Origin of the sequence: Flavivirga eckloniae, from assembly GCF_002886045.1 — a bacterium.
Lineage (GTDB): Bacteria > Bacteroidota > Bacteroidia > Flavobacteriales > Flavobacteriaceae > Flavivirga > Flavivirga eckloniae.
The window spans coordinates 1,458,243-1,481,467 of sequence record NZ_CP025791.1 but is presented as its reverse complement, the minus strand read 5'-3'; the positions used below and the strand labels follow the sequence as shown (position 1 = coordinate 1,481,467).

Genomic DNA, 23,225 nt, shown 5'->3' with positions numbered 1-23,225 from the left:
GGGTTTTATGGTTTGTGTAGTACTTTAAACATCCAATATCCTATACTTAAAAAAACGCCGAATAGGAGGGTGAATAACCAAGCTTCTGCATGTTGATTTGGGTATAAGATAATACTAAAAATATCGTTAAATAGACTAGTAGGGCTTTGAAGAATTTCCCAGGAGTTATAACGTAAAAATCGACCTAAGTAAACACCGAATCCACTAAGAAATAGGATGCATAGTACGATGAGGTTTGTCTTTTTACTTTTTATATGTTTGTTTAGTATTGTTTCCATATCTAATAAAGACAAGAAGAACATTAATAATCCGTTTAGAGCAAAAGAGCAAACTACAAGCACATCTAACCATAAAAAATGATTGGAACTTATTTTTAAATGCAATAAGTCTGTAATAATATAAGGCGCATTTGGTAAAAAAAGCAGCCATACGCCAAACCATAGAGCGAGCCCTATTTTATTGATCTTTGGGGTGTTTGCTAAATAGGTTGTTATGGCAAAAGGGATGACTGCTAAAAACAAATTCCAAACTAAAAATAAGTAGAAAAAGGAATGTGTTAGTTTGATTCTAATCATAAGTAAAACAATGGTTAAAGCCATTGAAATGCTTAATAGCGAAAAGATCTTAAACCGATGGAATACAAGAGATTTTATAGTGTTCATAATTTATTAGTTTTTTAAACTTGGGATGTTAAGTGAATATTCGATAATTAAAACTGTAATAACTCCTAAAGAATAGGCTACCAAGTCCGAAACCTGAAATGTACTGCCGAATACAAGTTTCAATACATAATTATCATTTAGGTTTAGTAGTTCTAACATGTTTATTAATTGTAATAGTTCTATAGTGTACGCGATTATTAAAACTATAATTGCAACAATAATAGAAGTGGTATTGGTAAAACTTTTAAAAAAGCAATAGAGTAGTATAACTACCAAATAATCTCCGAAAGTATAGCGTATAAAACCATGAGTTACATACAGCGCAATAAGTACTTCAATTGTAAAAAGAAGTATGGTGAATATTAAATATGTTTTGTTTAATTGTAGTTTCATATCCTTGGGGATTTAATTGATATAATTACATAGAGATATAGGATAGCTATAGGAATGTTTAAAAGTATTATTCCACAGGTTTTTATGTGATCAATTCTATCCTTACTTGTAATGACTGCTAAAATCATGTTTACTAGTAAAAAAATGAAATTAATTAGAAAGGCTATAATTAAAAACCTAAGACCGGTAATAGCTGGTATATGAGCTTCTCCATAATATAGAAATAATGAAAACAATATGGTGCCTATACCAAAGCTAGCAGCTGCAGTTATTTTACTAATAGTTGTTAGATTGTACATGCTATTATTTTTTATTAATAATTGGAAATCATTTTTTGGAATATTAAAGCAGGTTTAGTAGCCTAAGTATATTGTGTAGAGCATAACCCCGAAATTCTTCGGGGAAATGCCTAACACATCACAATCAACTAATAAATTAACCATTATTCCAATCTATTTTTCTAGATACAAACATCACAATTGAAAGGATTAAAAATAACCCAATACTACCTACTAAAAGTGCGTAGTTTTCCAATTGAATGATTACATATATAAATGTATACAGAGCCGTTAATGATAGCCCTATAAACAGAGGGAATTTAAACGTTTTTAATATGGATTTTGAGTATAACGTTATTAGCACTATTACAGAGATTCCAGCTATTAAGTATGCTTTTAAGAAATTACTGTGTTCTGAAATAGAAACCAAAAGCGTATAAAACATGGTGAGTGCTAACCCGATCATTAAGTATTGAAAAGGGTGAATATCTATTTTACTTAGTGTTTGTATTAAAAAGAAAATTAAAAAGGTTAGTGCAATTACCAAGAAGCCATATTTAGCAGAACGCTCACTTTTTTGATACTCGTCTACCATAACCATAAACTTAGTACCGAATGCAAACTGGTTTAGGTTGGGTATGGTATTTAAATGTTGCTGAGAAAAAGCCCGATTAATATGTAATACTTTCCAATCTGCTTTAAAACCGGTTTGCGATATTTCTTTAGTTTCATCGTTTGGTAAATAATTCCCCATAAAGCTAGGGTCTGCCCAATTTGATGTCATTTGCATGGTAGTAATTTTACCAATTGGAATAATCTCAATTTGCTTACTACCATTAAAAGTCATGGAAATACTAAAGTTTGCGTTCTCTTTAGTAGAGATATCTAAAGCATCAATAAACCCGGTTTCTAACACATCCAAATGATAGTTTTTAGAGCCATCATTAAAATTGGTTTGAAAAGCGTAGGAGTTATTGTTAAGTTTTAAAAGCATTTCACTTTTTATACCTTTTAGGTTCGATGTTTTAATAATTACGGTGGCTTTATCCCAAATAATATCTTCATTTTTAATATCTTTTTCTTTTAAATCTGTTTGGATATAATGCCCAGAAAACTTCATATTAGTAGTAAATACTGCTGATTCAAAATTTCCTCGATTTAACGTTTTAGATTTTACATCGACTTCAGATTTTAACGATTCCGGGAATATATATGCATGATTTATATGTGTTTTTGTTTCTTTAAAATAGGTTTTTGTCTTCTCGTTAAAGGTTTTTGTTTCGGAGTATGTTTTATAAGGGATTTTGAGAATTGGACCATAGACAAGTACATTGTTTCCCCATTTTTCATTGATTTCATTTACTACATCGGTTTGCCTGTAGGCACGTTCTTTTATGAGGCCATTTATAAATGATAAGGGGATGAGTAATATAATAACTAAGAACCCTACCATGAGCATTCTTGCTGTAATTGAGGTTTTAATCCAATTTCCGAACTTGTTTTGTTGTGGTTTGTTTGTGTTTTCCATGATTGTATTGTAAAGTACTTTGAAATTCAAAGTGATGAGTTAAAAAAAATGTTTTATTGTTTGTTTATCAATTTTTCAAGGGCGTTAATATGTTTTTTAAATTCAATTTCGCCTAATTTAGTTGTGCTATACCGTGTATTAGGTTTTCTGCCAATAAACTGTTTTTCTACTTTTATATATTCGGCTTTTTCAAGTGCTTTGGTATGACTAGCTAAATTACCGTCGGTGGCACCCAATAATTCTTTCAGCATTTTAAAATCGGCATACTCATTCACCATTAAAATAGACATAATGCCTAATCTAATTCTATGATCAAAAGCTTTATTTATGTTAGTTATTATACTCATATAAATTCCTAATAAAGTAGGAATGTTTAATAAATTTTAAATTACTGAAAGCTGTGACTAACTACTGCTTACTTTTTAACATCATATTTAAAATGCATCCATGTTCCATAAATAATATGCATAAAACCGAAGCCAAAAACCCAAAGCCAAAATCCATACCCTGGTAACCAAGCGCAAATTAAACCTAAAATAATTTGTATAAAACCTAAATAACGAATATCTCCAATACTATATTTAGAGGCATTTACCAAAGCAAGACCATAGAACAATAGCATAAGCGCTCCTGTTTGTCCATATTTTTGCTGGTTAAGTATAACTAATATGTATATACCTCCTGCTACTAATGGAATTAAAAAGTTTATGACTAAACGGCGCGATGAGGTATCCCAAATATTGGCACCATTTTTTTTCGCTTTTCTTGTGGTTAAAATAATTCCAGTAACAACACTAAAAAGAGCAATTAAGAACAGATCTAGCATAACTAACCTAAATATTTTACCATTAAGAATTAAAATACCACTACTATATTCTGTAACTAACCAATAGGCTATTGCTGCTCCTATAAGTGCATAGATACCAGCTAATATCCCCGATATACCGCTTAGCGATATAAAGCGAGACGATTTATTCATTAAATCTTTTATTTCGCTTATGTCTTTTAAATAATCTTTTGACTCCATATAAAAGTACTTTGAAATACAAAGTAAATAAATATTTTTCAATCACCCATCATAAATTTTTGTTAAGTTTGGGTTTTGTTATTAAATCTAGAATGAAAATTGAAACCGGTAGACGAATACTTTTTAAACCAAAAAGAACCTTTTCAATCTATTATGCTATACGTTAGAAGTGTTATACTTAATACACTTCCCGAAATAGAGGAGAGGTATAGTTATAAAATTCCGTTTTATAACATTGGTAAAAAGCCTATGATATATTTAAATATTTTAAAAGGTAAGGATTATGTTGATGTAGCTTTTGTTCAAGGCGTATTGTTGGAAAAGCAGTTTCCAGTTTTAAAGAACGATAATAAACGCAAGCAAGTACGATCCATTCAGTTAAAAACTATCGAGGATCTAGATCATGAAAACTTTGTGGCATTATTGCACGAGGCATCAAACTTATTAAGTGTAAGCAAGAAAGCCTGGTTTCTCGATTAAAGTTTTTAAAATCAGGGTTTAAAATCCGTTGATCGTTTTCCTAATAGCTACTAAATTAGTAAGTAGCTTTTCTAAATTATCTAAATGCAACATGTTGGCACCATCACTTTTTGCATTTGCAGGGTCGAAATGTGTTTCAATAAATAAACCGTCTGCATTATTAACAATTCCTGCTCTAGCTATGGTTTCTATCATATCTGGTCTGCCACCAGTAACGCCAGCAGTTTGATTTGGCTGTTGTAACGAATGTGTCACATCTAAAACCGTAGGGGCGTATTGGCGCATGGTTGGAATACCACGGAAATCAACAATCATATCTTGATAACCAAACATGGTACCTCTATCTGTTATCCATGCTTTATCGCTACCGGCATCCTTAACTTTTTGTACAGCATGTTTCATAGCTTCCGGACTCATGAACTGTCCCTTTTTTAAGTTTACTACTTTCCCAGTTTTGGCTGCAGCAACCACTAGATCTGTTTGACGAACCAAAAATGCGGGGATTTGTAACACGTCTACATACTGTGCCGCTAATTCGGCATCGGAAGTTTCATGAATATCCGTAACCGTTGGTACATCGAAAGTATCTGAAACTTTTTTTAGAATTTTTAATGCTTTTTCATTTCCAATTCCAGTGAAACTATCTATTCTACTACGATTGGCTTTTTTAAAGCTTCCTTTAAAAATATAAGGAATTTCCAGTTTATCGGTAATAGTAATGACTTTCTCGGCTATGCGAAGTGCCATATCTTCTCCCTCGATGGCACATGGTCCACAAAGCAAGAAAAAATTATTTGAATTTGTATGTTTTATCTTTGGAATATCTTGAAGCGTCATAAGCTTATGTTTCATAAAAATTATGCTGCAAAGATAGTATTAATGATGAATTAACACGACCATCTTTTAAATTCAAAATAGAAACATTTTAATGATTAATACTAGAAGTATTTTCTTGCTTTTAATTTGTTAAAAACAAGAAAGATAAGGTTTGCAATGTTTCTTTCCCTATATTTTACAGAGGGGAATATTCAAAAAAGATTTAATATATAATTTATCCGTTATTTATAATTACCTTTGCACGCTTAAAATATTAAGGTATGGCTAATATTAAAAATATCGCAATTATTGCGCACGTAGATCACGGTAAAACAACTTTGGTAGACAAAATTATGTATCACTGTCAGTTATTTCGTGAAAACGAAAACACCGGAGATCTAATTCTTGATAACAATGATTTGGAGCGTGAAAGAGGTATTACAATTACATCTAAAAATGTTTCCGTTATATATAAGGGCTCAAAAATTAATATTATAGATACACCAGGTCACGCCGATTTTGGAGGAGAAGTAGAGCGTGTACTAAATATGGCTGATGGGGTTTTACTGTTAGTAGATGCTTTTGAGGGGCCTATGCCGCAGACACGTTTTGTATTGCAAAAAGCAATCGATTTGGGCTTAAAACCTTGTGTAGTTGTTAATAAAGTGGATAAAGAAAACTGCACACCGGATGAGGTTCATGAAAAAGTTTTTGATTTGATGTTTGAATTAGGTGCAGAAGAATGGCAATTGGATTTCCCTACAGTTTATGGTTCGGCTAAGAACAATTGGATGAGTGAAGATTGGCAAAAAGAAACAGATAGTATAGAACCTTTATTGGATATGGTTGTAGAGCATATTCCAGAACCAAAAATTGAGGAGGGTAATACTCAGATGTTAATCACATCTTTAGATTTTTCTTCTTTTACAGGAAGAATTGCTATAGGACGTTTAACCCGTGGGGAGCTAAAAGCAGGCCAAAACATATCTTTAGTTAAGCGTGACGGAAGTATAGTTAAGTCTAAAATAAAGGAACTTCATGTCTTTGAAGGTTTAGGTCGTAAAAAAGTAGACGAAGTTCAAACTGGAGATATTTGTGCCATTGTAGGTTTGGAAGGTTTTGAAATAGGAGATACTGTAGCAGATTGGGAAACACCTGAAGGATTGAAAACTATTGCAATAGATGAACCAACAATGAGTATGTTGTTTACTATTAACGATTCACCTTTCTTTGGTAAAGATGGAAAATATGTTACATCTCGTCATATAAAAGAGCGTTTAATGAAAGAGCTCGAAAAGAATTTGGCATTGCGTGTTGAAGAAACAGATAGTGCAGATAAGTTTATGGTGTTTGGTAGAGGTGTATTACATTTATCGGTTTTAATTGAAACAATGCGTCGTGAAGGCTATGAATTACAAATAGGGCAACCGCAGGTTATAATAAAAGAAGTTGATGGTGTAAAGTGCGAGCCTGTAGAAGAAATGACCATAGATTTACCAGAGGAAGTTTCTGGTAAGGCTATTGAAATGGTTACCTTAAGAAAAGGAGAAATGCTAAGCATGGAGGCTAAAGGAGATCGTATGGTTTGTGAGTTTATAGTACCATCTAGAGGTATTATAGGGTTGCGTAATCAGTTGCTAACAGCTACTGCTGGTGAAGCTATTATGGCTCACCGTTTTAAAGAATACCAACCACTAAAGGGAGGGATTCCAGAAAGACAAAATGGCTCATTGGTATCTATGGAAAACGGACAAGCGATTCCTTATTCTATTGATAAGTTACAGGAAAGAGGCAAGTTTTTTATTGACCCGGGAGAAGATATTTACGAAGGACAGGTTATTGGGGAAAATTCTCGTGGCGATGATATGACGGTTAATGTAACTAAAACCAAAAAGCTTAGTAATGTACGATCTGCAGGAGCCGATGATAAGGCTAAAATTGTACCTGCAATAAAATTTTCTTTGGAAGAGGCTTTAGAATATATTCAAAAAGATGAATATGTTGAGGTAACGCCAAACCACTTAAGATTACGTAAAATTTATTTAAAGGAAGTAGATCGCAAACGAAACAAAGCAATATAACAAACATGGAATTCTTAGGGGTTTCAGGTGTAGAATGGGTTGGATATGCCGCTATGGCAACTGTTTTAATTTCATTCTTAATGAAATCGATTAACACATTACGAATAGTAAACTCTTTTGGGTGTTTACTATTTGCGTTTTATGGACTTTTATTAGATCCACTTTCTAAACCAATTGTAATAACAAACACTGCTATATTCTCTATTAATTTGTATTATTTGTTGCAAAAGAAAAAGTCATAATCTTATTTATTATGTAATAACGTATTATTTCTTACAATTCCTTGTTTTTAAGGTAGAAAAGTTAAATGATTTTGTATATTTAGCCCCTAAAAAAGGAAAAAGAAATAATTAAGCATATACTTCGTATATTCAATTTAAAGTAATTTTTTAGTAAAAAATCGTACTTAATTGAGAAAATTAATTGATTATATAAACAGTAAGGTTTTAGTTAAAATTGCTTCGTTACAAACAGCTTCTGTATTAACAAGAATAATAGCTGGAATATTAACTTCTAAGGCTATAGCTGTTTTTATTGGACCTGTAGGATTGGCTTTAATTGGAAATTTACAGAATTTTGTTAGTTCTTTTCAAACGGTTTCTGTACTTGGTTTTTACAATGGTGCTGTAAAATATATTTCAGATTTTAAGGATGATGTTGTAGAGTTAAGTAAAACAATATCAACAATATTTTATGTTGCTTTTGTATCTACTATTTTGGTGTCGTTTTTATGCTATTTTAATGCTGGGTTAATAAATGACCTCATTTTTCCTGTTTATAATGACTATACTTATGTTATTCAAGTATTTGCCATAGTACTCCCTTTTTATGCTTTAAACATGTTTTCATTTTCTATAATGAATGGTTTTTCCAAGTATAAAATACTAATCATAATTAATATAATAGGACAAATCTTAAGCGTTTCCATAGCCTTACTTTTAATTTACCAAGAAAAGCTTAATGGGGCTTTAATTTCTGTGGTAATTGCAGAAGCACTAATATTTTTAATCACTTTAGTAGGGATTATTAATAGGCGTAGTTTGGTACCGCTTATAAGAATAGATAGGGTAACTTTTAGTTTTTTAAAGAAAATGAGTTCTTACTCGTTAATGGCGCTTTTTTCTGCTGTTTTTTTACCGTTTGTTGCTATTGCGATTAGATCATATATCATAGATAATGTTGGTTATAAAGATGCTGGTTTTTGGGAGGCTATGACTCGAATATCCAAATATTATTTAATGTTGGTTAGTTCGCTTATAGCCCTATATATTTTACCTCGATTTTCTGAAATTGATGATGCTAAGGAATTTAAAAAAGAGGTGTTTAGTTTTTATAAGGCTGTTATACCTATCTTGGCTTTAGGGATGTTTCTTATATACTTATTGAAACCGTTTATAGTATATGTGGTTTTTTCCAGTGAATTTGAACCTGTTGAGGATCTATTCTTATGGCAACTGTTGGGTGATTTTGTTAAGGTTTTATCCATTGTTATAGCTTACCAGTTTTTAGCAAAAAAGATGTTTTGGCATTATATTCTAACCGAAGCCTTTTTAATAGTCATTTTATATACCACCAGTATTTATTTTATAAACCTATTTGATGGTGTTAAAGGAGCCGTTATTGCTCATTTTGTGAGCTATGTCATGTATTATGGCATTATTTTACTCATATTTGGAAGTTCACTTTTTGGAGTGGATAATGGGGATAAGATTGATAAATAAGTTACTTTTGATTAGTTTACTTTATCTAATTAATTGAATATACCTAGCTTTATAAAGAATAATTTGTTACTAAAAGTTACTTCAGCTAATACTTTATTAGTTGCAGTAAGGATGGGAGTTTCTTTAATTTCTCAAAAAGTTTTAGCAATATTAATTGGCGCTGAAGGTATTGCTCAGGTTGGCAATTTATGGAATGTGATTAGGTTTTTTGAACAATTTTCTATACTAGGAACTTCTAATGGTTTAATAAAATATGTATCTGAGTATAGAGACGATAAAAAACAGTTAAATTATTTACTTTCTACAGTATTGGTTTTTACAGCTTTAGCTTCAATACTTTCTTTTGTTATATTATTCTTTTGGTCCGATGCTCTAAATAACCTCATTTTTGGAATAAATAATGATTATGGATACATTTTTAAAATCCTATCATTTATAATTCCTTTTATGGGAATAAATGCCACTTTGAATGCTCTGCTTAATGGACATTCGGCTTATAAGCTATTTTCTAAGATAACTTTATTTACTGTAATTGTTAGTACAATAGTTATTGTGGTTCTAACTTTCAAACAAGGAACGTATGGAAGCTTATTAGCCATTAGCATCTCTCCTTTAATACAATTTTTCGGGTATATTTTAATCCTCCCTCGTAAATATAGAAATCATATAAATTTAACAAAGTTATCTTATGGTTTGCATTTTAAAAGCAAACTGATGTCTTATAGTTTCATGACTGTTATAGTTGTATTAATTATAAACATTAGCGAAATTGCTATAAGGTATCTTATAGAAAGCAAAGTAAGTGCTTTAGATGCTGGGTACTGGACAGCTATGTCCTCTATTTCTAAAACGTATATGCAATTTTCAGCTGCGATTTTTCCATTATATGTATTGCCTAAGTATGCAAAAATTAAGGATACTTTTGGTTTTAGGAAAGAAGTGAAAAAAATTTATCAAATGTTGCTGCCAATAATAGTAGTAGGGATGTTTTTGGTTTTTCTATTTAGAGATTTAATAATAAAAGTACTTTATACCGAAGAATTTTTAAGTATGTCTACATTGTTTAAGTGGCAATTATTAGGCGACTTAATAAAGTTTTGCGCCATCGTGATATCCTATCAGTTTTTAGCAAAAAAACAGATAGGTTATTTTGTTTTTACCGAAATATTATCAGTATTATTATTTTATGGCTTTTCGGTTTATTTTGTGAATATATATGGAACTGAAGGTATTGTAATTGCGCATTTTATTAGATATGTTTTATATTTTATTGTGGTGCTTTATATTTTAAGGCATAGTTTTATTGGAAAGAATAAATTGCTATAGAGAATATAGATGGAATGGGAACGTTAACAAAAGAAAATAACTTGAAACTTGAAGTTTTAATTTCTACAATGAATAAAGTTTCATTAGACTTTGTTAAGGAAATGTTTCCTGATGATAGGTTAGAGAATGTAAATGTTTTAATAGTAAACCAAACAAAAAAGGGAAAAGAACTTACTTCAAATTTCGATAATATTCGAGTTATAAACTCTTATGAAACTGGACTTTCAAAAAGTAGAAACTTAGCTATAAAAAATGCGATTGGAGATATCTGTTTAATAGCTGATGACGACATTGTATATGTAGAAAGCTTTCAAGAGATTGTAAAGGAAACATTTTCAGCATTGTATAATGCATCAATTATAATGTTCAAAATCGAAACTTTTTGTGGAAAAGCATACAAATTATATCCAAATAACTCAAAAAGACTTTACAAAGAGAAAGATATTGAAGCAGGGTCTTCAATAGAAATGGCTTTTAGAAGAAAAGATATATTAAAAAATGATATTTCTTTTAATATTTTATTTGGTTTGGGAGGTAATTTTCCATCAGGCGAGGAGTATTTATTTTTAAGTAATGCTTTAGATAAAAATTTAGAGATATATTTTAAAAATAAATACATAGTTAAGCATTCATTCCAAAGTTCTACCAGTAATATGGGGGGGGATAATTTTATAAAAGCACAAGCAGCTTTATATTTTCATAAATATAAAAGATTCGGCTATTTATTTTTACTTAAGTTAGTTTTCTTTCTTTTTAGAAAAAGACATATTAAGTTTAATACTATTGTTAGAAAAATTTGGATTGGGTTAAATGCTATTAAAGAATATAAAAAAATAAATGAAGAATATTAGCGGAATAAAAAAACTGGGATATTTGTTTTTAATCCCAATTATACTGTCCTTTTCTTTTGAATGTATCTTTAATAAAGTTACTATAAGCGTTTTTTATAATTTAATAGAGAATCTTTTATTTAGTATATTATTGATTGCGCCTTTATTTTTTTTGACGCACCATATAATAAACAAGTGCTATTTTATTTTAGCGTATTTGTTTTTTATCATTTGTATAAGTTTTGAAACACTATATTACTATTTATTTAAAACATATTTCAGTTCGTCTGCAATATTTGTAATATTTGATTCCAATATGGAAGAAACAAAGGAATTTGTTGACTTTTATATTGACATGCCAATAATAGTCTATACCATATTAATTATATTATCATTATTTATCGCTTTAATTAAAAAAAACAATTTGGAAGCGATCAGGTTATTCAGAACCAAAAGCAATAAACTTAATGTTTTAGATTTGGTAATTTCAGTTTTACTCTTTTTAAAATTATCCACTTTAATTATATTCAATGTTCCTTATTTAATGATCAAATCAGGTATAGAGTATAATATAGAATCTAAGAAATTTGGTAATTACAAAGAGAATAAAAGTGGAAATTTTAAAAATACTTATAGATCATTAAGTGATGATAATGAATTGTATATAATTATTATAGGAGAATCTACTTCCAGATCTCATTTAGGGATATATAATTACTATAGGGAAACTACACCTGAGCTGAAAAAGATGAGTAAAAATTTGCTGGTGTATAAAAATGTAATTAGTCCGCATGCATATTCTGTTGGTGCTTTAACAAAAATATTAACCATTGGGAATTATGAAAACCCTGAAAAGGTTTCAGCAGGTTCTATAATACAGCTTGCCAATAGTGTTGGTTTTGAAACCTATTGGCTATCTAATCAAAGACCAATAGGTCCTTACGAAAGCATGATAACTAAAATTAGTTTATCAGCTAAAAATCATAAGTTTTTAACTACTACCATAGCTGGTAATAGTAAAGTTTTAGATGAAGAACTTTTAGGAGAATTTAATGAAGTTATTAGTAATAATGATGTTAAGAAGAAATTGGTTTTTGTTCATTTAATGGGGACGCATCATCATTACGAAAATAGATACCCAAAGGCTTTTAATAAGTTTAAAGATGATCCAATTACAAAATTTAAATCTGAAGAAAATTTCACAAAAATAAATCATTACCATAATGCCGTTTTGTACAATGACTTTATTATATCGGAGCTTATTAAACAAGTAGATAGTTTGCACACAAAAAGTTTTGCTCTATATTTTTCAGATCATGGAGAAGAAGTATTCGATGATTTAAATATGGCAGGGCATAATGAAGATATTTATTCAAAAAAGATGTTTGATATTCCGTTTGTGCTTTGGCAATCTCAAAAGTATAAAGAAGAAAAGGAGCTGTTATTTGTTGAAGACAGAAAATACATGACTGACGATTTATTTCATGGTATGGCAGATTTATTAGATATTAGTGCAAATGAAGTCGATTTTAAACGTAGTATTTTTAATAAAGATTTTAAGGAAAGAAAAAGAATTATAAAGGATACGATTGATTATGACACCTTTTTTAAATGAGTATTTAGACTATTATATAAATGACTTTTAATTGTTTTAAATTATCCTCAATTGACGATACATCTACATTTAATGTTGTTGTTTAAATACAAGTAATCTAATATTTATAGTTTAAATGTAAGTGATTACCTGATAAATATGATGAATTATACCAATACATTTTATAAATTTGATTTAGATTAAATACCTTATGAATTATATATTTCTTATCTAACTTAATTCGAATAATTGGCACTATTTAATAGAATTACTACCGACTTTTATAAAACTACTTATATACTAATATATGTGATTGTTGGTGTTTTTGTTATTAATAAAGACATAATTTATTATCCAGATAGCTATACTTTTTTAGATATGGCCTTTAATCATTCGCCGGTCTATTGTATATTTCTTTATTTATTAACTGCCGTTTTTGGAGATAATTTCGAATTACCACTAATTTTAAGTCAATTTGGAATAATAGTTTTAGCTACTCGGTTTTTTATTAAAAGCCTAAACAAGGTTTTTAAAATTCATTCTGTAGGACTTTTGATTATTCAGCTAATATTAATGGCACCTTGTGTTTATTTACATTTTTTATGTAACTCAATATTAACAGAAGCTATATCTTATTCGCTTTTTTTAATAATTTTCAGTTACGCCCTAAAAATGTTTGTTGAAGAAAAGTTAAGCTATATCTATAAAATTAGCTTGGTTCTTTTTTTTCTTGTTTTAACAAGAGGTCAGTTTATTGCTGTTGTTCCAGTATTGGTTTTAACCGTTGGCTATTTAATTTTTAAAGATAAATCATTCGCGAAAAATTATAAATATTTAATTATACTAGTTGCGCTGCCATTTATAACGAGCTTAACTGAAAAGGTATATAATAAGATAGTATTTGGGCATTTTGTAAACAATGCTATGAATTATGTACATTTAATAAGCTCTCCGTTTTACATTGCAAATGAAGATGATATAAATCTGTTTGATGAAGAAAATGAAAAAACATATTTTAAGCTGATTTACGATAGTTTGTATGAAGCAGAACTAACACATGATCAAAATTTTAGTATTGAAACTGATGACTATAAATTTTATGAGCATAACTTCACCAAAATTTGTAATAAAAGAGTTTATAAACTCGGATTAGAGTTTTTTGAAGAAAAGGGGCTGGATTATTATGAGCAAAACATTGCTTTAAATAAGTTGTGTTCAAAAATGGTTTTTCCTTTAATAAAACAGAATTTAAAAACCTGGTGTATTCTGTTTTTTAAAAATTTAAAAAATGCTTTTGGATCGTTCAAGGGATTACTCATGTTCTTAGTGCTATTAGGGTATGGTATATTCTTCCTTATAAAAAATAACAGCACAATCTATAAATTTATAGTCTTGGCTATCTTGTTTATGCTTGCCAATAATGCACTCATTGCTTTAGCTGTGCATTCAATTAAGCGTTACATATTCTATTTTGATTGGGTGATTTTTGTTGTTTTAATACTTTTTTTAAACGAGATTTTAAAAAATAAACGAATAGATGAGTGTTGAACTATCCATTGTTATGCCCTGCTTGAATGAAGCAGAAACTATTGCTAAGTGTGTTCAAAAAGCAATGACTTTTATGAATAATAATAGTATAGTAGGAGAAGTGGTTATAGGTGATAACGGAAGTACCGACGGTTCTCAAGAAATAGCAAAAGGCTTAGGAGCTTTAGTAGTTGATGTTGAGAAAAAAGGGTATGGAAATGCTTCCAGAGGAGCTATTGAAGCATCTTGTGGAAAATACATAATTACTGCAGATACAGATGATAGTCACGATATTCTTAATCTCGATCCTTTTATAGAAAAATTAAGGGAAGGCTATGATCTAGTTATGGGTAATCGTTTTAAGGGTGAGACTAATAAGAAGTCTATGCCTTTTCTGCATCGATATGTTGGAAATCCTGTACTAACGTTTATTGGAAATTTATTTTTTAAAACTAATATTGGCGATTTTCATTGTGGATTAAGAGGGTTTACGAGAGAAGCTTATGATAATATGAATTTATCAACCACGGGTATGGAATTTGCTTCAGAGGTAGTAGTAAAAGCTTCCATGTTAAATTTAAGAATCATAGAAGTGCCAACCACTGTATTTCCTGCAGGAAGAAGTAGGAAGGCCCATTTAAGAACGTTTCCGGACGGATGGAGACACTTAAGGTTTCTCTTGTTATATAGTCCAAAGTGGTTATTTTTAATGCCTGGAATATTTTTTATGCTTATTGGAGTTCTTGGGACATTTGCAACCATGATTGGAAACGACATGGAGACTTTAAAATGGGTGCCTCTTTTTGCTGGACTGTTTTTAATAAGTTTTCAGTTTGTTGTTTTTTACGCTCTCACAAAAATTTATGCCACTAATCACGGATTAATACCCAGAAAGAAAAGCTACAATAATTTATTCCTGTATTTTACTTTAGAAAGAGGATTAATTGCGGGAGTATTATTTACCCTATTAGGAGTTGTTTTATATTATTTAGGGTTTAAGGAAGAAGTGAATATAGTTTCAACCATAAAAACAATAGTTCCGGCAACCATAGTGGTAGCTCTAGGAATACAATTAATTTTATTTAGTTTCTTTTTTAGTGTTTTAGGGTTAAAAGAAGATAATTAATCTTTTAAGTATTATTTCGGCAAATTTAATTCTTGTAATATTTTTATCAATAAATACTATAGATAGTATTGTCTTTAAATAAAATAGCTATATAATTATAAAAAGCTTAAATCATTTGTAAGCAGTTAAATAGATTTTCTTATCGATTAGTATTTTTTGAAACCATTTAATCGTTATTAATATAGGTTTAGGAAGCATTAAAAGTATTCTTTGTTTACTATTAAGGTTTTTATAATCAATTTCCTTTTTAAGTTTTTTGTAAAGTGTTTTTTCGTTATTCAAAAAACATCTAATAGCAATTGCATATCTATTAATATCTAGGTATTTTTTTAGAGAATTATTTGTTTCTTCTTCTTCTGCATAATTGTTTACTAGGTTATATCTTTCATAATTATACTCAGTTTTAGAAAGACTATTAATATCGAAATTATGATATCTCATGGAAATTTTTGGGCTAAAAGCAATAGCGTACTTTAGGGCATATCTAATCCATAAATCAATATCTTGTCCAGTTCTTAATTTTAAATTGAATTTACCAATTCTTATAAAAGACTCTTTGGTAAATGCTACTGAAGAAGTCCATGCTATTGAATTTATAATGCTGCTTTTAAAATAATCCTTAATAATCATAGGGTAATTATTGTATTCAAAATTGAAAGTAGCGGGTTTAATGAGTTTATTGTTATAGCTTATTTCATAGTTATTGCAAAACAGACCTGCTTCAGGAAATCTTTTAATAAGCTTTTTTAAATCTGATAAATGATTCTCATACCAAAAATCATCAGCATCTAAGAGGGCTATATAACTGCCTTTAGATTCAGCTATGCCGATATTTCTAGCGTGCGAAACGCCTTGGTTGTCTTGATTTATTATTTTGAATCGATTATCAATTAAAGTCTCAATTTTTTTTAGACTTTCATCTGTAGACCCATCATTAACAATAATAACCTCAAAATCTTTGAATTCTTGATTCAAAACACTTTTTATAGTGCCTTTAATATGGTCTTCTTTATTATAAAGTGGAATAATTACAGAAAAAAAAGGCATCATTTTTTCAAATTTATATGGCAAAAGTAACTTAACCTAAATAGATTAAAAACAAATAATAATGGTCTTTCCGAAGTTAAATTCTTAGAGAAAATAGGATAAAAAACTCTATGTATTATAGCAAAAATATAGTTCAGCTTAATTCTTTTTAATTTCTCAAAAATTCTTAAAAAAGTAACAAAACTTGGGTTTATTAATTTATCATTATAAATTAAGTTTAAGTTCTCTATGGCTTTATGTCTTTTCATGAAAAAAACCTCATTCAAGTCGACATCACCGTGTAATACCGGGTTATCGATATGTTTTATAGATGCTTTTATTTTGCTTAAATTGTAAGCAAATAGAGTGTCTTCATGTCCATATTGTTTGATTTTGCTTTCAAAACCTATATTGTTAAATACACTTTTCTTTATAACGGTATTATTGAAAAGGACACATTTGTATTTGTTTTTTTTTCTTTGATTTGAATTTAAATCTTCTCTATAAATACCATATTTCCACCTTAATTTTCTGTTAGATTCAACAGTTTTTGGGTGAATTCTCCCTCCATAAACGACATCAATATTGTCTTTTATAGAATCTAAATATCTTACAATAAAGTTTTTATCAGGTATTAGTGAATCTCCATCAATAAATAATAAATACTTGTATTTTGCGTCTTTTGCTAAAGCATTACGGTTACTACTTAACCCAATGTTTTTTTTAAGAGCTAAAAAAGTTGAGTTAGTTAGTGTATTTATTTTTTCATTTTCATCATTTGTTTTAGAGAGTGAACCATCATCAAAGCAAACAATTTCAAAATCTATAGCAGCTTTAACGGCTTGTTTTTCTAACTCTCTAGCAAGTGGATAAACATTATAATCATATACAGGTATTAGTATTGAGAGCATAATTAATTTTTTCTTTGCACCACTTCATAAACTTGATTCTCATCACACTTAAGCGTTTTACTTGGGTACTTCAACAGCAAAGCATAATCGTGAGTAGCCATTAAAATGGTGTTACCATTTTTATTAATGTCTTGCAAAACCTCCATAACCTCTACACTGGTTTGCGGATCTAAATTTCCAGTTGGCTCATCGGCAAGAATAAGTTCAGGATTATTAAGCAAAGCTCTAGCTATAGCCACACGCTGTTGCTCACCACCAGATAGCTCATGCGGATATTTAAAGCCTTTCGTTTTCATATCTACTTTTGCCAAAACTTCCTCAACCCGGGCATCCATTTTCATTTTATCTTTCCAACCAGTAGCTTTTAAAACAAACAATAGATTATCGTTAATCGTTCTATCTGTAAGGAGTTTAAAATCTTGAAAAACAACTCCCAATTTTCGTCTTAAAAAAGGAATATCTTTTTCTTTAAGGTGTTTTAAATCGTAATCCACAATATTTCCCTCACCCTCAGTTAAAGGTAAATCACCATAAAGTGTTTTCATAAAGCTACTTTTTCCAGTACCAGTTTTTCCAATTAAGTAAACAAAATCCCCTTTGTTAATTTCTACATTAACATTTGAAAGAACAAGGCTGTCACCTTGAAAAATAGAAGCGTTTTTTAATTGTAAAATGGGTTTAGACATAAAGGAATACGTTTTAAGTTACAAGTTTAAAGTTTAAAGTTTAACATAACAAACCTTAAGTAATAATTTTTATTGTAGTGAAAGTGTTTTTGTAGTTTTCAAAGACCAATCTATTTTACAGTTTTCTGTTTCTATTTCTCCATATTTTTAACATTTGATAAGACAGTTTATAATTATAGCACGATTGTTGCGTTATAAGGTTTAGATTTAATAAAAAAGAATTCCATGATGTTTTTATCAAGGTTTCCGTTAAGTTTGCCATTTCCTTATGTGTACTGAACTTGTTTCAGTAAAAATGGGAATCCAAAATAAAGAATTCTGTTTTATCTTTGATTTTAATTAAATATAAATTGTTAATGACTAAAAAAAGCATTGTATCCCTCTTAATGGTTATAAGTTTTGGTTTTCAAATTATAGCGCAGCAATCCGCCACTTACACCAGTAATTTAGTTGATTATCAAAAAGCTTTATCCCTTTATAATAACCAGCAGTATCTAGCAGCGCAAACGCTGTTTGGTAATGTAAAGAAAACAGCAAAAGAAGATATCCTACAATCAGATTGTACCTATTACATAGCGAATTGTGCAGTTCGGTTGAATCAGCAAAACGCAGACCAATTAATTGAAGATTTTGTAAAAGATTATCCAACAAGTACCAAACGAAATACAGCTTTTGTTGATGTGGCTGACTATTATTTTGAGAATTCAAAATATCCACACGCAAGAAAATGGTATGACAAGGTAGATGAAAATGCCTTGGGGAGAAAAGAGAAAGAAAAATACAATTTCAATAACGGTTATTCTGCATTTTCAACAAAACAATATAAAGAAGCTAAAAAATATTTAACACGTGTAGAAAGCTCTCAGGAGTATGGTTCGCAAGCCAAGTACTACATAGGTTTTATGGCCTATCAAGGCGATGATTACGATAAGGCCAATGAGTATTTTGACCAGGTGAGTGATCAGGAACGATACAAAGAAAAGTTATCGTATTATCAGGCAGATTTAAACTTTAAGCTAGGAAATTTTGAAAAAGCTATAAAACTAGCAAAAGAAAGGTTAGATGATAGTGATGAAGATGAGGTATCGGAATTATCGAAAATAATAGGAGAGAGTTATTTCAATTTAAAAAAATATAAAGAGGCCATTCCGTATTTAAAAGAATATAAAGGAAAAAAAGGTAAATGGAATAATACGGATTTTTACCAGTTAGGATACGCACATTATAAGCAAAAGGACTATGAAAATGCTATTTCTGAGTTTAATAAAATTGTCGACGGAAATAACTCCATCTCGCAAAACGCCTATTACCATTTAGGAGAAAGTTATATTAATCTTGGTAAAAAGCAAGAAGCATTAAATGCTTTTAGATATGCTTCTCAGATGAATTTTGATTTAAAAATTCAAGAAGATGCCTGGTTGAATTATGCTAAGATTAGTTACGAAATAGGAAACCCGTATCAATCTGCCCCTCAAGTATTGGCTGGCTATTTGGAAAAATACCCAGATACAAGTTATAGGGAAGAAATAGAAACCTTATTGATAGATTCGTATATCACATCAAAAAATTACAAAGAAGCTCTTAAACTTTTAGAAGGAAAAAAGAGTTTCGAAAATAAGGTAGCCTATCAAAAAGTTGCGTTTTATAGAGGTTTGGAACTTTATAATGATAATAATTATTTAGAGGCAAGATCGCTTTTCGATAAATCTTTAAAAGAGCCGAGAGATCCAAAATATACTGCCCGTGCTACATTCTGGAAGGCAGAAACCGATTATAATTTAACTAATTATGACGACGCACTGGTTGGTTTCAAGCAATTTCAGCAAGAACAGTCATCTGCATCTACGCCAGAAATTGAAAACATAGATTATAATTTAGCCTATACCTATTTTAAGTTGAAAAATTATGATCAATCAACTAAGCACTTCAATCAATTTATTTCAAATAGAAAAGAAGACAAAGTAAGATTGAACGATGCGTACTTAAGATTAGGGGATGGACATTTCGTTTCCAGTCAATACAAAAGTGCTATTAATGCCTATAATAAAGCTATTAAGTTAAATGAGATTGATTCCGATTATCCATTTTTTCAAAAAGCCATTAGTGCAGGCTATATTGGGCAAACGTCAAAAAAAATAAAAGAACTTGAGCAATTTATTTCAGAATATCAGAAATCAAAATTACGGGATGATGCCATGTACGAGCTAGGTAATACCTATGTTAAGACAAATGAAACAGATAAAGCTATAACCATTTACAACCGTTTAAATTCTGAGTATAAAATGAGCTCGTTTGTTCCAAAATCGTTATTACGACAAGGATTGGTTTATTACAATGGCAGTGAAAACGAACGCGCACTAACTAAATTTAAAAAAGTTGCAGCCGATTACCCCGGTACACCAGAAGCCGTACAATCTGTGTCAACAGCCAAGTTAATTTATATAGATTTAGGACGTGTAGATGATTATGCAAATTGGGTTCGAACTTTAGACTATGTAGAGGTTACAGATACAGACTTGGATAATGCGACATACGAAGCTGCCGAAAAACAATATTTAGACAATAATACAGATAAGGCAATTAAACAGTTTAACGGTTATTTAAATGAATTCCCTAACGGATTGCATGCCTTGCAAGCTCATTTTTATGTAGCGCAACTATATTATAAAAAGGACTTAACAGTCAATGCAGCACCACATTACAAATATATTGTTGAAGCATCTCGAAATGAATATACCGAAGAAGCCTTGTCGCGTTTATCCCAGCACTTTTTAGAATCCAAAAGCTGGAATAAAGCCATTCCATTATTATCAAGGCTTGAAGAAGAAGCCGATTTTCCTCAAAATGTAATATTTGCGCAGTCCAATTTAATGAAGGCAAATTATCAATTAAAGAATTATAATGAAGCCGTTTCTTATGCCGAAAAAGTACTCGTAAAATCTAAGATTGATAATAAGATAAAAAGTGATGCTCATATTATCATAGCACGTTCTGCTATAAAAACTGGAGATGAAACCAAGGCTAAAACAGCTTATGCCAAAGTAGAAAAAGTGGCTACAGGAGAAACCGCAGCAGAGGCCTTGTATTACAATGCTTATTTTAAAAATAAAGAAGGAAAATTTGAAGCGTCTAACAAATCGGTTCAAAAATTAGCAAAGGATTTTTCAGGATATAAATATTATAGTGCCAAAGGCTTAGTGCTAATGGCGAAGAATTTTTATGCTTTAAACGATGCGTTTCAAGCCACGTACATTTTAGAAAGCGTTATTGAAAACTTTATAGAATTTAATGATGTAGTTACAGAAGCAAAAGACGAGCTAAAAAGTATTAAAGTAGAGGAAGCCAAGACCAATTCATCCATTGAAACAGAAGATTAGTTTTAAAGTTAAAATGCGTCATGTCGAGTACGATAAAAGCATTTCATCAATCATAAATCAAAAAAAGTAAATATGCGAGAGCACATCAATAATATATTAATTGCAGCCATTACACTAAGCGCTGTACCTTCTTTTTCCCAAGATAAAATAAACGATACGATTAATACAGGCGTTATAGATGTAGTAAAACCATATACACCAACAATATCTGATGCCTTTAAGGTAAAAGAAACACCTTCTTTAGAAGATGAAACCACCGAAACAAAAAAAGAAATTAAATACAATATCTTTTCATTTCCGGTAGCTTCTACTTTTACACCAGCTAAGGGAAAAGCCGCAGTAGTAGAAAAAAGAAAACCAACAAAACTATTTGATAACTATGCGACCTTGGGCGTTGGTTCCTATACGACCATTTTAGGAGAAGTGTATTTAAACCATGCCATTAGCAGAACAGAAAGTGTGGGTGGATATGTAAGTCATCATTCATCGCAAGGAGATGTTGAAAATGTAGTACTTGAAGACAATTTTTCAAACTCAAAAATTAATATCAACTATTCATCTCGTTTACGTGATTTAGCATGGAATGTAGAAGCCGGTTTTCAACATCGAACCTATAATTGGTATGGATTACATGAACCCTATGTAAATAATGAACCATTTACAAGTAGTTTAGATGTGGGACATTCCTTTTTTGATGTACATTTTGGTGGAGATATTACTTTCGAGGATACCTATATTAATTCTGGAAGTTTCTTTTTTAGACGCTTTGGTGATAATCAAGGTTCAGGAGAAAACAGATTTAAGGCTAACGCAATTATTGATATTCCCATAAATAGAGAAGAAATATCAACAGAAATAAGGTTTGACTATTTAGGTGGAACTTTCGAGAGAAATTATTTTACGACTGAAGAACTTATATATGGCAATTTTCAAGTTGGGGTTTTACCAACTTATGAAATAAAGCAAGACGATTTAACTGTAAACATTGGTGTTTCCACATTTTATTTAAATGATAGAGAATCCGGAGATAATAAATTTTATATCTATCCTAATATAACAGCTACATACAGATTGGTTAACGATATATTGATAGCCTATGGAGGTATAGAAGGAGATTTAATTCAAAATTCATATTATGGGTTTGCTACTAACAATCCATTTGTGTCGCCTACTTTAGTGGTTATGCCAACAGATCAGCAATACAATGCATATGTGGGTTTAAAAGGAAAACTATCTAGCAATATGAGTTACAATATTAGCGGGCATTATATCGCCGATAGAGACAAAGGATTATTTGTTAATAATATAGTCTCGTTAGATTTGTTAAATGCAGAAGATTACGAGTACGGAAATTCTTTTGGAATTGTATATGATAATGTTGATACTTTTGGTGTAGCAGGAGAAATAAATGTAGATGTAAATAGAAACTTTAAGTTAGGATTAAAAGCAGAGTATTTTTCGTATAATACCGATTTACAATCTGAAGCCTGGAATTTGCCAGACATAAAAGGTTCTTTGTTTTTAGATTATCAAATAAACGAACAATGGTTTATGGGAGCTAATTTGTTTTATGTAGGAAAGCGTAAAGGTTTATTGAGTATTAATAATGGAATAGCAGGAATTTCATCTATGGCTGTAGATTTAGATAGTTATTTTGATGCCAACACGCATTTAGGCTACCATATTAATGACCAATTTTCGGTTTTTGCAAAAGCGAATAACATAGCTAATAAAGCATACCAACGTTGGCAAAATTTCCCTGTTCAGAGTATTCAGTTTTTAGCCGGGGCTACTTATAAGTTTGACTTCTAATCCCGTGAAGACGCGGGATCTCAT

21 protein-coding genes are annotated in these 23,225 nt (G+C 30.2%); 11 read left to right on the top strand and 10 right to left on the bottom strand.

Going from position 1 to position 23,225, the window contains the following annotated elements; all coding sequences use genetic code 11:
- Positions 1-5: 5 nt before the first annotated feature.
- The 6 genes from C1H87_RS06120 to C1H87_RS06095 form a co-directional block, all read right to left on the bottom strand.
- Positions 6-662 (bottom strand): DUF1361 domain-containing protein, encoded by a 657-nt coding sequence (locus C1H87_RS06120; protein ID WP_102754968.1) that lies wholly within the window; start codon positions 660-662, stop codon positions 6-8.
- Between the two features lie 6 nt (positions 663-668).
- Positions 669-1,055 (bottom strand): ribosomal maturation YjgA family protein, encoded by a 387-nt coding sequence (locus C1H87_RS06115; protein ID WP_102754967.1) that lies wholly within the window; start codon positions 1,053-1,055, stop codon positions 669-671.
- Positions 1,052-1,354 (bottom strand): hypothetical protein, encoded by a 303-nt coding sequence (locus tag C1H87_RS06110; protein WP_102754966.1) that lies wholly within the window; start codon positions 1,352-1,354, stop codon positions 1,052-1,054. The genes C1H87_RS06115 and C1H87_RS06110 overlap by 4 nt, the downstream gene beginning before the upstream one ends.
- A 136-nt stretch (positions 1,355-1,490) precedes the next feature.
- Positions 1,491-2,861: a cell envelope integrity protein CreD gene (gene creD, locus C1H87_RS06105; protein ID WP_102754965.1), complete on the bottom strand. Its 1,371-nt coding sequence runs from the start codon at positions 2,859-2,861 to the stop codon at positions 1,491-1,493.
- Between the two features lie 53 nt (positions 2,862-2,914).
- A complete protein-coding gene (locus C1H87_RS06100) occupies positions 2,915-3,208 on the bottom strand; it encodes a winged helix-turn-helix domain-containing protein (protein ID WP_102754964.1) in 294 nt (97 codons plus the stop codon).
- Positions 3,209-3,276: 68 nt separating this feature from the next.
- Positions 3,277-3,888, bottom strand: a complete 612-nt coding sequence (locus tag C1H87_RS06095) for a hypothetical protein (RefSeq protein ID WP_102754963.1) — start codon at positions 3,886-3,888, stop codon at positions 3,277-3,279.
- Positions 3,889-3,987: 99 nt separating this feature from the next.
- On the opposite strand from C1H87_RS06095, the gene C1H87_RS06090 reads away from it, so the two are divergent.
- The gene (locus C1H87_RS06090) at positions 3,988-4,368 is read left to right on the top strand and encodes a DUF1801 domain-containing protein (RefSeq protein WP_102754962.1); all 381 of its coding nucleotides are present in this window, start codon (positions 3,988-3,990) and stop codon (positions 4,366-4,368) included.
- An 18-nt stretch (positions 4,369-4,386) separates the two neighbouring features.
- Here the strand turns inward: C1H87_RS06090 and kdsA are convergent, their stop codons facing one another.
- A complete protein-coding gene (gene kdsA, locus C1H87_RS06085) occupies positions 4,387-5,205 on the bottom strand; it encodes a 3-deoxy-8-phosphooctulonate synthase (protein ID WP_102758189.1) in 819 nt (272 codons plus the stop codon).
- Positions 5,206-5,465: 260 nt separating this feature from the next.
- Between kdsA and typA the strand changes: the two genes are divergently transcribed.
- The 8 genes from typA to C1H87_RS06045 all read left to right on the top strand — a co-directional run bounded on the left by typA (position 5,466) and on the right by C1H87_RS06045 (position 15,389).
- On the top strand, positions 5,466-7,265 hold the full coding sequence (gene typA / locus C1H87_RS06080) for a translational GTPase TypA (protein ID WP_102754961.1): 1,800 nt from the start codon (positions 5,466-5,468) through the stop codon (positions 7,263-7,265).
- 5 nt (positions 7,266-7,270) lie between these two features.
- Positions 7,271-7,507, top strand: coding sequence for a uroporphyrinogen decarboxylase (locus C1H87_RS06075; RefSeq protein WP_102754960.1), 237 nt, complete (start codon positions 7,271-7,273; stop codon positions 7,505-7,507).
- 168 nt (positions 7,508-7,675) lie between these two features.
- Entirely contained in the window at positions 7,676-8,986 is a 1,311-nt protein-coding gene (locus C1H87_RS06070; RefSeq protein ID WP_102754959.1) for an O-antigen translocase, read from the top strand.
- Positions 8,987-9,049: 63 nt separating this feature from the next.
- Entirely contained in the window at positions 9,050-10,312 is a 1,263-nt protein-coding gene (locus tag C1H87_RS06065; RefSeq protein ID WP_158655141.1) for an O-antigen translocase, read from the top strand.
- 14 nt (positions 10,313-10,326) lie between these two features.
- Complete coding sequence (locus C1H87_RS06060; RefSeq protein WP_102754957.1) at positions 10,327-11,163, top strand: glycosyltransferase family A protein; 837 nt, start codon at positions 10,327-10,329, stop codon at positions 11,161-11,163.
- 295 nt (positions 11,164-11,458) lie between these two features.
- Positions 11,459-12,757 (top strand): phosphoethanolamine transferase, encoded by a 1,299-nt coding sequence (locus C1H87_RS06055; protein WP_158655140.1) that lies wholly within the window; start codon positions 11,459-11,461, stop codon positions 12,755-12,757.
- 651 nt (positions 12,758-13,408) lie between these two features.
- The gene (locus C1H87_RS06050; RefSeq protein ID WP_158655139.1) at positions 13,409-14,284 is read left to right on the top strand and encodes a hypothetical protein; all 876 of its coding nucleotides are present in this window, start codon (positions 13,409-13,411) and stop codon (positions 14,282-14,284) included.
- Positions 14,274-15,389 (top strand): glycosyltransferase family 2 protein, encoded by a 1,116-nt coding sequence (locus C1H87_RS06045; RefSeq protein ID WP_233783364.1) that lies wholly within the window; start codon positions 14,274-14,276, stop codon positions 15,387-15,389. The genes C1H87_RS06050 and C1H87_RS06045 overlap by 11 nt, the downstream gene beginning before the upstream one ends.
- A 111-nt stretch (positions 15,390-15,500) precedes the next feature.
- Here the strand turns inward: C1H87_RS06045 and C1H87_RS06040 are convergent, their stop codons facing one another.
- From C1H87_RS06040 to C1H87_RS06030, 3 genes are read right to left on the bottom strand one after another with little or no spacing between them, the layout of a single operon-like run.
- Positions 15,501-16,439 carry a glycosyltransferase family 2 protein gene (locus C1H87_RS06040; RefSeq protein WP_158655138.1) on the bottom strand — a complete coding sequence of 313 codons (939 nt, stop codon included), beginning with the start codon at positions 16,437-16,439 and terminating at the stop codon, positions 15,501-15,503.
- A complete protein-coding gene (locus C1H87_RS06035; RefSeq protein WP_102754953.1) occupies positions 16,436-17,326 on the bottom strand; it encodes a glycosyltransferase family 2 protein in 891 nt (296 codons plus the stop codon). The genes C1H87_RS06040 and C1H87_RS06035 overlap by 4 nt, the downstream gene beginning before the upstream one ends.
- A 2-nt stretch (positions 17,327-17,328) precedes the next feature.
- A complete protein-coding gene (locus C1H87_RS06030) occupies positions 17,329-18,012 on the bottom strand; it encodes a cell division ATP-binding protein FtsE (RefSeq protein WP_102754952.1) in 684 nt (227 codons plus the stop codon).
- Positions 18,013-18,368: 356 nt separating this feature from the next.
- On the opposite strand from C1H87_RS06030, the gene C1H87_RS06025 reads away from it, so the two are divergent.
- Entirely contained in the window at positions 18,369-21,389 is a 3,021-nt protein-coding gene (locus tag C1H87_RS06025; protein WP_102754951.1) for a tetratricopeptide repeat protein, read from the top strand.
- Between the two features lie 72 nt (positions 21,390-21,461).
- On the top strand, positions 21,462-23,201 hold the full coding sequence (locus C1H87_RS06020) for a TonB-dependent receptor (protein WP_102754950.1): 1,740 nt from the start codon (positions 21,462-21,464) through the stop codon (positions 23,199-23,201).
- Positions 23,202-23,225: the final 24 nt, after the last annotated feature.

What these genes read in the sequence shown, in the direction of transcription:
- C1H87_RS06120 (WP_102754968.1), bottom strand. Translation starts at nt 662, where the DNA reads ATGAACACTATAAAATCTCTTGTATTCCATCGGTTTAAGATCTTTTCG.
- C1H87_RS06115 (WP_102754967.1), bottom strand. Translation starts at nt 1,055, where the DNA reads ATGAAACTACAATTAAACAAAACATATTTAATATTCACCATACTTCTT.
- C1H87_RS06110 (WP_102754966.1), bottom strand. Translation starts at nt 1,354, where the DNA reads ATGTACAATCTAACAACTATTAGTAAAATAACTGCAGCTGCTAGCTTT.
- creD (WP_102754965.1), bottom strand. Translation starts at nt 2,861, where the DNA reads ATGGAAAACACAAACAAACCACAACAAAACAAGTTCGGAAATTGGATT.
- C1H87_RS06100 (WP_102754964.1), bottom strand. Translation starts at nt 3,208, where the DNA reads ATGAGTATAATAACTAACATAAATAAAGCTTTTGATCATAGAATTAGA.
- C1H87_RS06095 (WP_102754963.1), bottom strand. Translation starts at nt 3,888, where the DNA reads ATGGAGTCAAAAGATTATTTAAAAGACATAAGCGAAATAAAAGATTTA.
- kdsA (WP_102758189.1), bottom strand. Translation starts at nt 5,205, where the DNA reads ATGACGCTTCAAGATATTCCAAAGATAAAACATACAAATTCAAATAAT.
- typA (WP_102754961.1), top strand. Translation starts at nt 5,466, where the DNA reads ATGGCTAATATTAAAAATATCGCAATTATTGCGCACGTAGATCACGGT.
- C1H87_RS06075 (WP_102754960.1), top strand. Translation starts at nt 7,271, where the DNA reads ATGGAATTCTTAGGGGTTTCAGGTGTAGAATGGGTTGGATATGCCGCT.
- C1H87_RS06060 (WP_102754957.1), top strand. Translation starts at nt 10,327, where the DNA reads ATGGGAACGTTAACAAAAGAAAATAACTTGAAACTTGAAGTTTTAATT.
- C1H87_RS06055 (WP_158655140.1), top strand. Translation starts at nt 11,459, where the DNA reads ATGGAAGAAACAAAGGAATTTGTTGACTTTTATATTGACATGCCAATA.
- C1H87_RS06050 (WP_158655139.1), top strand. Translation starts at nt 13,409, where the DNA reads ATGTTTGTTGAAGAAAAGTTAAGCTATATCTATAAAATTAGCTTGGTT.
- C1H87_RS06045 (WP_233783364.1), top strand. Translation starts at nt 14,274, where the DNA reads ATGAGTGTTGAACTATCCATTGTTATGCCCTGCTTGAATGAAGCAGAA.
- C1H87_RS06040 (WP_158655138.1), bottom strand. Translation starts at nt 16,439, where the DNA reads ATGATGCCTTTTTTTTCTGTAATTATTCCACTTTATAATAAAGAAGAC.
- C1H87_RS06035 (WP_102754953.1), bottom strand. Translation starts at nt 17,326, where the DNA reads ATGCTCTCAATACTAATACCTGTATATGATTATAATGTTTATCCACTT.
- C1H87_RS06030 (WP_102754952.1), bottom strand. Translation starts at nt 18,012, where the DNA reads ATGTCTAAACCCATTTTACAATTAAAAAACGCTTCTATTTTTCAAGGT.
- C1H87_RS06025 (WP_102754951.1), top strand. Translation starts at nt 18,369, where the DNA reads ATGACTAAAAAAAGCATTGTATCCCTCTTAATGGTTATAAGTTTTGGT.
- C1H87_RS06020 (WP_102754950.1), top strand. Translation starts at nt 21,462, where the DNA reads ATGCGAGAGCACATCAATAATATATTAATTGCAGCCATTACACTAAGC.